A 13,830-nucleotide genomic window follows, 5' to 3' on the forward strand; every position below is an offset into this window, starting at 1 on the left:
TGTAACCGCTTTGTCCGGACCCCAACATCTGATGAAAGCCTGCTTTCGCCTCACCCCGCTGGCCGCGGCGCTGCTGCCGCTGTTCCTGCTGCCGGTCGCCCAGGCCGAGACACCCCCTGCCGAGCCGGTAACGGTCGAGGCCGACCAGCTGCAGGGGCAAATGGACGAGACACTGCGCGCCGAGGGTAATGTCACCCTGCGCCAGGGTGAGGACACCCTGCAGGCCGACTGGCTTGATTACTTCATCAAGCGCCAGCAGATTCGCGCCGGCGAGCAAGTCCATCTGCAGCAGCCGGGCCGCGAAATCCGCGCCCGCCAGATCGACTACCAGCTCGACAGCAAGGTAGGTCATGCGGCCAACCCCGATTTCCGCTTCAGCAACCAGGACAAGCAGCTGCAAGGCAGTGCCGAGCGCTTGGCCTTTCTCGGCCCCAAGCAATACCGCCTCGAAGACGCCAAAGCCAATACCTGCTCGCCCGGAGATGATGCCTGGTATCTGAAAGCCGGCACCATCGATCTTGATTACACCCGCAATATCGGTGTCGCCCGCAATGCGCGGCTCGAGTTCCAGGGCGTGCCCATCCTGTATTCGCCATGGATGGACTTCCCGCTGGATGGCGGCCGCAAGAGCGGTTTGCTGTTCCCGACCATCAAGACCGGCAGCGACGGTTTCGAAGCTACCGTTCCTTATTACTGGAATATCGCACCGAATCTCGACGCCACCATCAGCCCGCGCTATATCCAGCAGCGCGGTGTGCTGCTGGGGCTGGAAGGGCGTTATCTGCAGCCGGACTTCAATGGCGAGGTCTATACCGAGCAGCTGCCTGACGATCGCAAAAACGGCCACAGCCGCTTTTTGTGGAAGGCACGTCACTGGCAGGATCTGGGCCAGGGCCTGTCCGGCGGCGTCAATGCCAGCTATGTATCGGATGACAATTACCTGAAGGATCTGGGTGATCGTGCCAGTGCGCTGGACGGCACCAATCTGCTGCGTGAAGGCTGGCTTGCCTATCAGCAGGACTGGGGCAGCCTGACCTTGCGGGCACAGCGTTACCAGACCTTGCAGACCCAGACCCAGAAAATCGACGAACCTTATGCACGCGTGCCGCAGCTGGACCTGCGCATGGGCAAGACTTTCGGCCAGATCGACACCCAGCTTGAAAGCGAGCTGACCCGCTTCGGCCACAGCAGCAAGCGTACCGGTAACCGCCTGGTGGTCTATCCGACCGTCAGCTATGGTTTCGAACGCAGCTGGGGCTTTGTCCGTCCGAAGCTGGGCTGGCACTACACCCGCTATGACCTCGACAACAGTGCCGGCCAGGCTGGCCAGCAGCTGCAACGCAGCCTGCCGGTTTTCAGCCTCGATAGCGGCCTGTATTTCGACCGCCAGAGCACCCTGTTCGGTCAGGCCATGCAGCAAACGCTGGAGCCGCGCCTCTACTATGTGCGCATTCCGGCCAAGGATCAGTCGCAACTACCGAATTTCGACACTTCGGAAAACGACTTCAACTTTACCCAGCTGTTCACCGAAAACCGTTTCTCCGGCTCTGACCGTATCAATAGTGCCAACCAGCTGACCGCCGCACTGACCAGCCGCCACATCGACGCGCAAGGTATGGAAAGACTGCGTCTTGCCATTGGCCAGCGCTTCTATCTGGACAAGGACAACACCACGCTGGATGGTCTCAACAATCAGCGTGACGAAGCCAGCTCCGACATCCTGATGACTATTGGTGGCGATCTCAATCACGCGCTGCGTTTTGATTCGGCCTATCAGTACAACGTCACCAATAGCCGCAGCGAGCGCTTCAACGCCCAGCTGCGCTACACCCCGGAGGCCGGCAAGACCGCCAGCATCGGCTATCGCTATGGCCGTGATGAAAAACTCGGCATCGGCGAAGAGCGTGGCACCTTGCGCCAGATCGATGTTGCCGGCCAGTGGCCGCTTGCCCCGCGCTGGTATGGCGTGGCACGCTACAACTATTCGCTGCGCGACAAGAAAGCCCTCGAGCAACTGGCCGGGGTCGAATACAACGATGGCTGCTGGAGCCTGCGCCTGGTCGGCCAGCGCTACGTGACTGACGTCAACCAGCGCAAGAACGCCGTCTTCATCCAGCTGGAGCTGAAAGATTTCAGCAGTGTCGGCAACAATCCGCTCAACACCTTGCGGCTGTCCATTCCAGGCTACAGCCAGACCAACTAAATACGGGTAAAGATGAAACAGCTTATTCTCGCCGTAACCCTCGCCCTGTCCCTGCAAACTGCCGGTGCCGCCGGCATCCAGACCGTCGACCGCATCGTGGCCGTCGTCAACAAGGGCGTGATTACCCAGAGCGAACTGCAACAGCGTCTGACCGAAATTGCGGCCAACCTCAAGCGCCAGAACCTGGCCGTACCGTCGCAAGACGTGCTGAGCCGCCAGGTGCTCGAGCAGATGATCAGCGAACAGCTGCAGCTGCAATACGCCAGCAGCAACGGCCTGCGCGTCAGCGATGCCGAAATCGACGAAACCATGCAGCGTCTGGCCCAGCAGAACAAGACCGATCTCAAGGGCCTGAGTGCTCGCCTGCAGGCCGATGGTCTGTCGATCACCCAGTTCCGCGAATCACTGCAACGCGACCTGCTGCTGGACCGCCTGAAAGAACGTGAAATCGCCACCCGCGTCACCGTCACCGACAGCGAAGTCGAGCAGGTACTGAAAAGCACCGCCGGCAACACCCGTGGCGAATACCGTCTGGCGATGATCCAGCTGAACGTACCGGAAGGTGCCGATGCCGCCCAGATCGAAAAGATCCGCAGCCGCCTGCTGGAAGCGCGTGATGCGCTGAAAGCCGGCCAGGACTTTGCTGCTCTTGCCGCCCGCTACTCCGAAGCCGCCAATGCACTCAGCGGTGGCGATATGGGCTGGAAGCCGGCCAGCAGCCTGCCGCCGGACTTCATCCAGTTGCTGGAAGGTCTGAAACCGGGCCAGAACACCGACATTGTGCGTGCCAGCGGCAGCCTGTTCATCTTCAAGCTGATCGACAAGCGCGAAAGCAGCGGCCCGCAAATGGTGGCGCAGTACAAGGTGCGTCACATCCTGATCAAGACCAACGAGGCGACCTCGGATGCCGAAGCGCGCGCCCGCATCCTGCAGGTGCAAGATCGCCTGCTGCGCGGCGGCAAGTTTGAAGAAGTCGCCCGCCAGTTCTCCGAAGACGGCTCGGCCGCCCTCGGTGGCGATCTGGGCTGGCTGGGTCTGGGCGATACCGTGCCGGAATTCGAGCGTACCTTCCTGACGCTGAAGCCGGGCGAGCTGAGCCAGCCGGTTAAGAGCCCGTTCGGCTGGCACATCATGCGCCTCGAAGAAACCCGCCAGCAGGATGTGTCCGGCCAGCGCGAGAAACTCGCGGTGCGCCAGCAGATCCGCCAGCGCAAGATCGAGCAGAACTACAATGACTGGCTGCTGCAGCTGCGCAGCGCCGCCTTTGTCGAAGACCGCCTGAGCGAAAAATAAACCCACAGGGCCGATGCTTGCATCGGCCTTTTGCTTGCCCCTCTGTCATGACTGATACCCGCCCCCTCATTGCCGTTACCGCCGGAGAACCGGCCGGTATCGGCCCCGACCTTGTCTTGCAACTGGGCGGACTGACCGCTCAAGCTCGCCTCGTCATCATCGCCGACAAGACATTGCTGGCACAACGCGCCAGCCAGCTGGGCCTCGCCATCAAGCTGGCCGATTACCCGGCAGCCAAGCCTGCACCCGATGTACTCGAAGTACGCCATGTGCCCTTGCACGCGCCCTGTGAAGCCGGCGTGCTCAATGCGGCCAACGGGCCATATGTACTCGAGACGCTGGACGTGGCCATTGCCGGCTGCCAAAGCGGCGAATTCGCCGCCATGGTCACCGCACCGGTACACAAGGGCGTCATCAACGATGCCGGCATTGCCTTCTCCGGCCACACCGAATACCTGGCCGAACAGACCGGCACGCCACTGGTGGTGATGATGCTGGCCGGCGGCGGCATGCGCGTGGCACTGGCCACCACCCACCTGCCCTTGCGCGCCGTGCCGGATGCCATCACGCCAGACACGCTGTCCGCCGTGATCCGCATCCTGCATGCCGATCTGATGGGCAAGTTCGGCATCACCGCGCCACGCATTCTGGTTGCCGGACTGAATCCGCACGCCGGCGAGGGCGGACATATGGGGCGCGAAGAAATCGACGTGATCGAGCCAACCTTGGTCGCACTGCGGGCAGAAGGCATGAATCTGATCGGCCCGCTGCCGGCGGATACGCTGTTCAATCCGGACAAGCTCGCCACCGCCGACGCGGTTCTGGCGATGTATCACGATCAGGGCCTGCCGGTGCTCAAGCACGCGAGTTTCGGTGCCGGCATCAATATCACCCTCGGTCTGCCCATCATCCGCACCTCGGTCGATCACGGCACCGCGCTGGATCTGGCCGGCAGCGGCCGCGCCGACCCCGGCAGCCTGTTCGAGGCCGTGCGTCTGGCCTGCCAGCTGGCCGCCAGCCGCTGACGCGGCCCCCACTCCCCTCATGCCAGTGCCACGGCACTGGCAGCTTGTACCCTCTCAGGCCGATTCACGGCCATGATCTGCCCATTGTCCGGCAATCGACAATCGCCAGATAACCCTGTCGCCTGTACCCGTTTTTCGCGTCGCAACAATTGCGCTAGAATGACCAGCATTGAATAAATAAATGCCATTTATCAGGGACATAATGAGCGCCAGCAGCCAGCACCGTGTACGGGAAATCCCGTATAACTACACCTCGTATTCGGATCGAGAGATCATCATTCGCCTATTGGGCGAACCCATGTGGCAGACACTGGAAGAGCTACGGGCAGAGCGGAAAACAGGCCGCTCTGCCCGTATGCTTTTCGAGGTTCTTGGCGACATCTGGGTCGTCGATCGCAACCCCTATCTGGTCGATGACCTGCTGGACAACCCGCAACGCCTGACCGCACTGGTCGGCGCGCTGCGCCATCGCCTCAGCGAAATCGAAAAACGCCGTGACGGCAACGACAAGGTTGGCCGCATGCTGGCCGCCGCGCGCGAAGCGGTAGACAGCTTCGAGCGCCAGTTTGGCGAAACGCGCGAGTTGCGCGCCGCCATTCTCAAGCGCCTGTCGAAAATCACCCGCCGCGACAATATCCTGTTTGATGGTCTGGCACGCGTTTCGCATGTCACCGATGCCACCGACTGGCGTGTCGAATACCCCTTCGTGGTGCTGTGCCCTGACAGCGAAGCCGAGATCGCGCCGCTGGTGCGCGCCTGTATCGAGCTGAAGCTCACCATCATCCCGCGTGGGGGTGGCACCGGCTATACCGGCGGTGCCGTGCCGCTGGACAAGCGCAGCGCGGTGATCAACACCGAAAAGATGGACCGCCATCTGGGCGTGGAATTCGTCGAGCTGCCGGGCCTTGACGGCAAGCAGGCCACCATCCAGTGCGGTGCCGGTGTGGTGACTGCCCGCGTGGCCGAAGCGGCCGGTGCGGCAGGCCTCGTGTTTGCGGTTGACCCGACCTCGGCCGAAGCCTCCTGTATCGGCGGCAATATCGCGATGAACGCCGGCGGCAAAAAGGCCGTGCTGTGGGGCACTACGCTGGACAACCTCGCCAGCTGGAAGATGGTCGACCCGGACGGCAACTGGATGTTTGTCGAACGTATCGGCCACAACTACGGCAAGATTCACGACGTTGATACCGCCACCTTCCGCGTCACCCGCCTCGAAGATGACGGCAAGACCGTGATCAGCCGTGAAGAGCTGGTGATTCCGGGCAAGGCCTTCCGCAAGGTGGGCCTCGGCAAGGACGTAACCGACAAATTCCTCGCCGGCCTGCCAGGCGTGCAGAAAGAAGGCACCGACGGCATCATCACCAGCGCGCGTTTCGTGCTGCATCGCATGCCCAAGCACATCCGCACCGTCTGTCTGGAGTTCTTCGGCACCGTGGCCGAAGCAACGCCAGCGATTGTCGAGATTACCGATTATTTCAAACCGGGCGGCAAAGGGTTGGCCGCAGGCGTACAGCTGGCTGGCCTCGAACACCTCGACTGGCGCTATGTGCGCGCCGTCGGCTACGCCACCAAGGCCAAGGGCCGTGGCCGGCCGAAGATGGTGCTGATTGCCGACATCGTCTGTGATGACGAAAACGCGGTGTCCGAAGCCGCCAGCCAGGTGGTGCGCTACGCCAATGCGCGTCACGGCGAAGGCTTCATCGCGATTACGCCAGAGGCACGCAAGACTTTCTGGCTGGATCGTTCGCGCACCGCCGCCATCGCGCGCCATACCAACGCCTTCAAGATCAACGAAGACGTGGTGATTCCGCTCGATCGCCTTGGCGATTACAGCGACGGCATCGAGCGCATCAATATCGAGCTGTCGATTGCCAGCAAGATCAAGCTGCTGGATCAGCTGACCGAGTTCTTCCACGGCCGTCTGCCGGTGGATACCGAAGGCGGCGCGCTGTCGGCCGACGAGCTGATTGCCGACCGTCGCGAAACCGCGCTGGAACTCACCGCCGCCGTGCGTAATCGCTGGCAGTGGCTGCTGGACAACCTCGACAACCCGCTGGCCGACTACGTTACACGTTGGCCGCAAGCCCCGCTCGAAGACGCTGCGGCCAACCTTGAGGCCAGCGTGTTCATCGCCATGCGCGACTTCAAGCTGCGTGTGAGCTGGAAGAGCGAGCTGCTGAAAGAACTCGAAAGCCTGTTTGCCGGCAAGAGTGATGCACCGGTGCTGGCCGCCATCCGCCACATCCAGCAAAAAGTATTGCGCGGCCGTGCCTTCGTGGCGCTGCATATGCACGCCGGCGACGGCAACGTGCACACCAACCTGCCGGTGAACTCCGACGACTACGAGATGCTGCAAACCGCGCACCGAGCCGTCGAGCGCATCATGAAGCTGGCGCGTTCGCTCAACGGCGTGATTTCCGGCGAACACGGCATCGGCATCACCAAGCTCGAATTCCTCACCGAAGACGAAATCCAGCCTTTCCGTGACTACAAGGCACGCGTCGACCCGAACGGCCACTTCAACAAGGGCAAGCTGCTGCCCGGCGCAGACCTGGCGATGGCCTACACGCCGTCGTTCTCGCTGCTGGGTGCCGAATCGCTGATTCTGGAACAATCCGATCTTGGCGCGATCAGCGACTCGGTGAAAGACTGCCTGCGTTGCGGCAAGTGCAAACCGGTGTGCTCGACCCATGTGCCGCGCGCCAATCTGCTGTACAGCCCGCGCAACAAGATTCTCGGCGTCGGCCTGTTGACCGAGGCCTTCCTGTACGAAGAACAAACCCGTCGCGGCGTCTCGCTCAAGCACTTCGAAGAGCTGTCCGACGTGGCCGACCACTGCACCGTGTGCCACCGTTGCGTGAAACCGTGCCCGGTGAAGATCGACTTTGGCGATGTGTCGGTGGCGATGCGCAATTTCCTGCGCAAGACCGGCAACAAGAAGTTTAACCCCGGCACCGCGCTGGGCATGGCCTTCCTCACTGCCAAAGATCCGGCCACCATCAAGGGCATTCGTGCCGGTCTGGTGGGCGGCGCCTACAAGCTGCAACGCTTGGGCAACAGCATCGGCAAGAAGCTGGGGCTGACCGGCGCGCAAACCGCACAGCCGCCAGCCACCTTGGGCAAGCCCGAAATCAAGGCGCAGGTGATTCACTTCATCAACAAGCCGATGCCGGGCGGCCTGCCGAAGAAAACCGCACGTGCTCTGCTGGACGTGGAAGATCCGGCGGTGATTCCGGTGATCCGCAACCCGCAGGTGGCCGAAGAAGCCGAGGCGGTGTTCTACTTCCCAGGCTGCGGCTCGGAGCGCCTGTTCAGCCAGGTCGGCCTCGCCACCCAGGCGATGCTGTGGCATGTCGGCACTCAGACCGTGCTGCCGCCGGGCTATCTGTGCTGCGGCTACCCGCAGACCAGCGCCGGTTACAAGGACAAGGGCGATGAGATCACCACCGAAAACCGTGTGCTGTTCCACCGCATGGCCAACACGCTGAACTACCTCGACATCAAGACCGTGGTGGTCAGCTGCGGCACCTGCTACGACCAGCTGGCGAACTACCGCTTCGAGGAGATCTTCCCCGGCTGCCGCATCATCGACATCCACGAATACCTGATGGAGAAGGGCCTCAAGCTCGACGGCATCGGCGGTCAGAAGTATATGTACCACGACCCTTGCCACACGCCGATGAAGGCCTACCAGCCGATCAAAGTCGTCAACGAGCTGATGGGCGGCGGTGTGGTACAGAACGACCGTTGCTGCGGCGAATCCGGTACCTTTGCCGCCAGCCGCCCGGACATCGCCACGCAAGTGCGCTTCCGCAAGGAAGAGGAAATCAACAAGGATCTGGCCAAACTGGGCGAATCCAGCCAGCCGGTGAAGATCCTGACTTCCTGCCCGTCCTGCCTGCAGGGCCTGTCCCGCTACAGCGACGACACCGGCACCCAGGCTGATTACATCGTGGTGGAAATGGCCAAGCACATCTTGGGCGACAACTGGATGAAGGACTACGTCGACAACGCCCGCAATGGCGGCGTCGAGCGCGTGCTGCTGTAACACAAGCCGGCAAAGGTTGGCCGCAGCCCTCACCGGCTGCGGCTTTTTTGTTGGCGGCCTTGACCTTGCCCCTGCGGCAAGGCCGAGCATGGCCAGACCACCTGGAAAGACACGATGCTGACAATCGGACAAATGGCCCGCGCCCACGGCCTCACCACCAAGACCCTGCGCCACTACGACCAGATCGGCCTGTTTCGCCCGCAACTGACCGGCCGCGACAATGGCTACCGCTATTACGCGCCGGCGCAGCTGCCAGTGCTGGGGCGCATTGTCTGGCTACGGCAACTGGGGCTGGGGCTGGAAGAAATCGGCCAGCTGGCCGCCAGCGGGGCCTTGAGTGAACCGGCCGGCTGGCAGCAGACGCTGCAGCAGCATGCGGCCAACCTTGCCGCCAGCATCGCCCGTCAACAACAAGTGCTTGATCAGCTCGGCCGTTATCTGGCCCAACCCGAACGGAGTCTACCCGCCATGCAAACCCCGCAAATCATCGACTACCCCGCCGTGCGCCTCATCGGCATGCGCTGGCACTGCCAGGATCAGGGCACCATCGCCGAGATGTGGCAACGCTTTGTGCCGCGCGAACAGGAAATCCGCCCGCTCGCGCCCATCATGGGCACTTTTGGCGTGTGCGAACCGCTGGCCGACGGCCTGTGGCAATACCTGGCCGGCCTGCCGGTTACCGAAGAAACGACGATTCCGGATGGCATGCACGAAGTCCGCATCCCGGCGCGGCGCTACGCCCGGGTCGAGCATCACGGTACGGTGGCCACCCTGCCGGAGACCTTCCGCGCGGCGCTAAGCGAATGGCTGCCGGCCGCCGGCCTGCATGCTGACGAGGGGATAGAGTTCGAATTCTGTGGCGAGCGCTTTCTCGGGCCGCAACACCCGCAAAGCGTAGTAGAGATTTATATCCCGCTGCGAGACAGCGAGCTGGCAGCCGGAGGCGGCCAACCGTAACCGGCCTGTGGCTAGGGCTGCCTGTCCAGCTGTTGTGGCCGGCCCAGATAAAAACCCTGGTATAACTCGACGCCCAGCTCGCGCATCGCCAGCAGCTGGGCCTCGGTCTCGATACCCTCCACCAGCATGCGGCTGCCCAGCTCCCAGCCATAACGTATCGCTGCGGCCAACCTGCCACTGTCACCTTGCATATGATCAAGCAGCATGCTGCGGTCTATCTTGATGATGTCCGGCCGCAAGATCTGGATGCGGCTGTTGCCGGCCGCCATCGCACCGTAATCATCAACCGCAATACCGAAACCGGCAGCCGAGGCAACACGCATCGCATCGGAAATCGCCTGGTCACCTGCTTCGACTTCGTACTCCAGCACCTCGAAAATCACGCGGCCACTGTCCACGCCAAGCTTTGCCAGCCTGGCCAGCAACAGGTCGAAATTACTGGCAAAGTTGGCCGCCTCATGCACGATGGTTTGCGGCATTACATTAAGGCTCAGACAACATTGCAGCCCGGTTTCGGCAAAGTTGCGAATGTGGATGACGCGTGCCAGCCGGTCGGCATTGACCTGCTCCAGCCCCTCAAGACCATACAAAAACAGATCGGGCCGCACCGCATTGCCGGTCTCGATATCGTGCACGCGCAGCAAGGCCTCGTAGCCGAAAATACCGCCGCTACGATAGAAAATAGGCTGAAAGCAGCTTTGCATCCAGCAGCCGGCGAAAGTGGCAATGTGCCGGCCGTTACTGTCGCGCTGCAGGTGCCGTTCAAAGTCTTGCTGCGTGCTTAAAAGGGTCATGCTTTTCACTGTGCTGAAGACTTATGCAAGCATAGCAAGCAGATGCCGGTGCCACCCGAAAACCTGCCTTGGTATTACATTGGTATGGCCTATTGCTGCATTTCGATAACATGTTTACTTATAGAAGCACTGCAGCATATGCTGTGGCATCATATTGGCCTTGTCATAAAAATTCAAAAATCATGAATTTATGCCGCTATAGACTGGTAATGCTGGTCGGCCTGCTGCTGCTGGGTGGCTCCAGCCTCACAACCTGGCTGTATTACGACAAGGCCCGCGATGAGGTGCATCGCAACATCATCGAGCAGGGTCTGCCGCTGACCGGCGATACCATTTTCTCCGAGGTCAACAAGGACATCCTGCGGCCGGTGTTCATCTCGTCATTGATGGCACACGACACTTTTGTGCGCGACTGGCTGATCAGCGGCGAAAAAGACAGCCGCGAAATCGCCCGCTATCTGCAGGAAATTCGCCTCAAATACAACACCGTCAGCAGCTTTCTGGTATCAGACCAGAGCCGCAACTACTACTACGGTAACGGCATCCTAAAGCAGGTACTTGACCACGAACCGCGTGATGTCTGGTACCAGCGTGTGCGCCGCATGAGCCATGATTTCGAAATCAATGTCGATGTCGACATGGCCAATAGCGACGAGCCTACCGTCTTCATCAATCACCGCATTGTCGACTTCAAGGGGCGCTATATCGGCGCGACCGGCGTCGGGCTGACGCTGGACAAGCTTTCCGGCCTGATTGCCAATTACGAGTTGCGGTTTGACCGTCATATCTACTTCGCCGACGGCCAGGGTCGCATCGTACTGGCCAGCAACAAGCAAAGAAGCCTGCGCAGCAGCCTGCACGAGATCCCAGGGCTGGCGCCGCTATTGCCGCAAATCCTCAAGCGCGACACCCAGTCGCGTCACCTCAGCTACCAGCACGCCGGCAACACCATCCTGCTCAATGCGCGCTATATCCGCGATCTGGACTGGTATCTGCTGGTCGAACAGGACGAAACCGCCGCCCTGCGTCCGGTCGAGCAGGCCTTGTGGACCAATCTGCTGATCAGCGCCACCATCATGCTGCTGGTTACCGGCCTGGTACTGGCCAGCATCAGCCACAACCAGAAAAAGCTGCACCGCATGGCACGCACCGACCAGCTGACCGGTGCCCTCAACCGCCATGCCTTTGCCGAGCTGTGGCAGAACAAGCTGCAGAAAAAAGCCAGCGCCCTGCTGATGCTGGATATTGATCACTTCAAGGCCATCAATGACCAGTACGGTCATCACGAGGGCGATCGCGTGCTGCAAAGCATTGCCAATCGCCTGCAGGATCACCTGTTGCCGGCCGACAAGCTGGTGCGCTGGGGCGGCGAAGAATTTGCCGTGGTGCTGCGCGCCGGGCTGGGCGAAGAAGGCTGCCTTGCCCAGGCCGAAAGCCTGCGCATTGCCATCCACGAACTCAATGACAGCACGCTCAAGCAGATGCCGACAGTCAGCATCGGCCTGAGCATGGTGCAGGCTGACGACACCCTCGAATCGCTGAGTGCACGCGCCGACGAAGCGCTGTATCGTGCCAAGCAGGCTGGCCGCAACCGTGTCCAGCGTTACGAGGAGATGTCATGAGCAGCACCGCATTACTGGTTATCGACTTCCAGCACGGCCTGATAGAAGGCAGCAAACGCGCTACCCGCGCCGATGCCACCCTGACCAATATCAATGCCGCTATCGCCCATGCACGGACGCAGGGCCACGAGGTGATCTTCATCCAGCATCATGCCCCCGACCTGCCGCATGGCAGTGACGACTGGCAGCTGCACCCCGGCCTTGCTCGGCAAGACAGCGATGCCGTGATTGCCAAGACTGCCTGCGACAGCTTTCTCGATACCAGCCTGCGCCAGTACCTCGACAGCCGTGACATCGAAAACCTGTGGCTGTGCGGCTACGCCAGCGATTTCTGCGTCGACACCACCGTGCGCCGCGCCGCTTCGCTAGGCTATGCCACCACCGTGATCGCCGACGCCCACACTTGCAAAGACCGCCCGCATGTGGGCGGCGAAGCCCTGATCGCCCATCTGAACTGGCTGTGGGCCAATATGGACGTACCGGGTAATCCTATCCGCGTTGTCCCGCTGGCCGAACTCGCCGCCAGCGCCTGAGTTGCCGGCTTGAAACAAGGTTGGCCGCAAGCTGTCACCCGCTTGCGGCCAACCTTTGTCATTCCTCAGTCATCATTCACGATGATGCGTGCCACCGTCAGCACCTCGACCCCAGCCGGAAAGTCAGCCCCTTGCGGGTCATAGATTTCTACCCAGAATTGCTCGTCGTCCTCGTGCACGGTATCGCCCAGAATCTCGATGGCAATCACCGCATGATCCTGCTCCGGGTACAACACCAGACGGCCGCTTTGCGCCAGATAATCCTGCCCGGCCAGCGCAGTATCATCGCGCGTGCGGTACGCCACACTGGCCTGATGATCCAGCGGCTGGCCGTTTGACAGACTCACCAGACAAAACGCCCATGTCGTGCCGCTCTGCCCCTCAACCACCCGCGTCTGCACTTCCGCCGGCCGGGCCGGCGCGGCGGCATAATGCTGCTGCACACTGTCGTCTACCCACTGCTGGTAGGCACTCACCCGCTGCCACGCCGCAATCTCGCCAAAGCTGCTGTTGATCTGGCTATCCAGATCAGTACGGCTGCCATCCGGCGCACGCGCACTGGCCACAAAACTGGCCACGCCGGCTACCTTGCCCGCCAGCAAGGCCGGGCCGCCGCTATCGCCGCTGGCAATCAGCCCCTCCTGACTGCCTAGGCCGCTATCCATCACCCCCGCCACCCGCCACAAGGTGTCATCCACATACAAGCCATCATCAAAATCCGCCAGCAAGGCCGCATAGGCGCGGCTACTGACCGTGCTGATTTCATCCAGCGTGATGTCAAAACGGTTCATCGCCCACGACAAACCCGGCAAACTGCCCGTCCACTGCGCGCCACCGCTCCCGCTGCCCTGCAAGCCATAACCCGCCAGTACAAAATCCTGCCCCAGCTCGTCATCCTGCCGGTACAAGCCATAACGGCTACTGCCAACCGGCGCAGACGTCGCCAGCCAGACCAGTGCCAGATCGTTCTCCAGACTATCGGCATCGTAAGCGGGGTGACGCAGCACGCTGCTGGCCTGCACCTGCTGTTTGCCAGCCGGCGTATCAAACCACACCGAAGTCTGGCTGCTGCCGGCATCAAACAGATGCGCAGCCGTCAGCATCACCAGCCCATCCGCCAGCAAGGCCGCGCTGCCGCTGTAGTTGCCGACACTGATGCGGCCAACCCCGGACAGATCCGGCACCGTCACCGCCCGTAAACCCCCGGTCATTGCCCTGGTAACCATCGCGCCCCCGCAAGGAGACTGGTGATACCTTCAACTTGGCAAGCAATATATAAAGCTCAAGCTGGCAGACGGACACTACAGCATTTCATGCCATCAACTGTCGCAACTAACATGAAAAAAGCCCGTTAC

Annotated in this window: 9 protein-coding genes; 7 read left to right on the plus strand and 2 right to left on the minus strand. The window is 61.4% G+C overall.

The window, feature by feature from the left end:
* Nucleotides 1–31: 31 nt before the first annotated feature.
* The 5 genes from ACZ9W6_RS02885 (at nt 32) to ACZ9W6_RS02905 (ending at nt 9,526) form a co-directional block, all read left to right on the plus strand.
* The gene (locus tag ACZ9W6_RS02885) at nt 32–2,203 is read left to right on the plus strand and encodes an LPS-assembly protein LptD (RefSeq protein ID WP_465189577.1); all 2,172 of its coding nucleotides are present in this window, start codon (nt 32–34) and stop codon (nt 2,201–2,203) included.
* 12 nt (nt 2,204–2,215) lie between these two features.
* On the plus strand, nt 2,216–3,496 hold the full coding sequence (locus ACZ9W6_RS02890; protein ID WP_465189578.1) for a peptidylprolyl isomerase: 1,281 nt from the start codon (nt 2,216–2,218) through the stop codon (nt 3,494–3,496).
* A gap of 47 nt (nt 3,497–3,543) precedes the next feature.
* On the plus strand, nt 3,544–4,521 hold the full coding sequence (pdxA, locus tag ACZ9W6_RS02895; protein ID WP_465189579.1) for a 4-hydroxythreonine-4-phosphate dehydrogenase PdxA: 978 nt from the start codon (nt 3,544–3,546) through the stop codon (nt 4,519–4,521).
* Nucleotides 4,522–4,723: 202 nt separating this feature from the next.
* Complete coding sequence (locus ACZ9W6_RS02900; protein WP_465189580.1) at nt 4,724–8,569, plus strand: DUF3683 domain-containing protein; 3,846 nt, start codon at nt 4,724–4,726, stop codon at nt 8,567–8,569.
* Between the two features lie 114 nt (nt 8,570–8,683).
* The gene (locus tag ACZ9W6_RS02905; RefSeq protein ID WP_465189581.1) at nt 8,684–9,526 is read left to right on the plus strand and encodes a MerR family transcriptional regulator; all 843 of its coding nucleotides are present in this window, start codon (nt 8,684–8,686) and stop codon (nt 9,524–9,526) included.
* 11 nt (nt 9,527–9,537) lie between these two features.
* Here the strand turns inward: ACZ9W6_RS02905 and ACZ9W6_RS02910 are convergent, their stop codons facing one another.
* Complete coding sequence (locus tag ACZ9W6_RS02910) at nt 9,538–10,320, minus strand: EAL domain-containing protein (RefSeq protein ID WP_465189582.1); 783 nt, start codon at nt 10,318–10,320, stop codon at nt 9,538–9,540.
* 182 nt (nt 10,321–10,502) lie between these two features.
* On the opposite strand from ACZ9W6_RS02910, the gene ACZ9W6_RS02915 reads away from it, so the two are divergent.
* Together ACZ9W6_RS02915 and ACZ9W6_RS02920 are read left to right on the plus strand one after the other, a co-directional pair.
* On the plus strand, nt 10,503–11,942 hold the full coding sequence (locus ACZ9W6_RS02915) for a sensor domain-containing diguanylate cyclase (RefSeq protein WP_465189583.1): 1,440 nt from the start codon (nt 10,503–10,505) through the stop codon (nt 11,940–11,942).
* Nucleotides 11,939–12,475, plus strand: a complete 537-nt coding sequence (locus ACZ9W6_RS02920; protein WP_465189584.1) for a cysteine hydrolase family protein — start codon at nt 11,939–11,941, stop codon at nt 12,473–12,475. The genes ACZ9W6_RS02915 and ACZ9W6_RS02920 overlap by 4 nt, the downstream gene beginning before the upstream one ends.
* A gap of 65 nt (nt 12,476–12,540) precedes the next feature.
* Here the strand turns inward: ACZ9W6_RS02920 and ACZ9W6_RS02925 are convergent, their stop codons facing one another.
* The gene (locus ACZ9W6_RS02925) at nt 12,541–13,686 is read right to left on the minus strand and encodes a Calx-beta domain-containing protein (protein ID WP_465189585.1); all 1,146 of its coding nucleotides are present in this window, start codon (nt 13,684–13,686) and stop codon (nt 12,541–12,543) included.
* Nucleotides 13,687–13,830 lie beyond the last annotated feature (144 nt).

Source organism: Vogesella lacus (genome assembly GCF_979366295.1).

What these genes read in the sequence shown, in the direction of transcription:
- ACZ9W6_RS02885 (WP_465189577.1), top strand. Translation starts at nt 32, where the DNA reads ATGAAAGCCTGCTTTCGCCTCACCCCGCTGGCCGCGGCGCTGCTGCCG.
- ACZ9W6_RS02890 (WP_465189578.1), top strand. Translation starts at nt 2,216, where the DNA reads ATGAAACAGCTTATTCTCGCCGTAACCCTCGCCCTGTCCCTGCAAACT.
- pdxA (WP_465189579.1), top strand. Translation starts at nt 3,544, where the DNA reads ATGACTGATACCCGCCCCCTCATTGCCGTTACCGCCGGAGAACCGGCC.
- ACZ9W6_RS02900 (WP_465189580.1), top strand. Translation starts at nt 4,724, where the DNA reads ATGAGCGCCAGCAGCCAGCACCGTGTACGGGAAATCCCGTATAACTAC.
- ACZ9W6_RS02905 (WP_465189581.1), top strand. Translation starts at nt 8,684, where the DNA reads ATGCTGACAATCGGACAAATGGCCCGCGCCCACGGCCTCACCACCAAG.
- ACZ9W6_RS02910 (WP_465189582.1), bottom strand. Translation starts at nt 10,320, where the DNA reads ATGACCCTTTTAAGCACGCAGCAAGACTTTGAACGGCACCTGCAGCGC.
- ACZ9W6_RS02915 (WP_465189583.1), top strand. Translation starts at nt 10,503, where the DNA reads ATGAATTTATGCCGCTATAGACTGGTAATGCTGGTCGGCCTGCTGCTG.
- ACZ9W6_RS02920 (WP_465189584.1), top strand. Translation starts at nt 11,939, where the DNA reads ATGAGCAGCACCGCATTACTGGTTATCGACTTCCAGCACGGCCTGATA.
- ACZ9W6_RS02925 (WP_465189585.1), bottom strand. Translation starts at nt 13,686, where the DNA reads ATGACCGGGGGTTTACGGGCGGTGACGGTGCCGGATCTGTCCGGGGTT.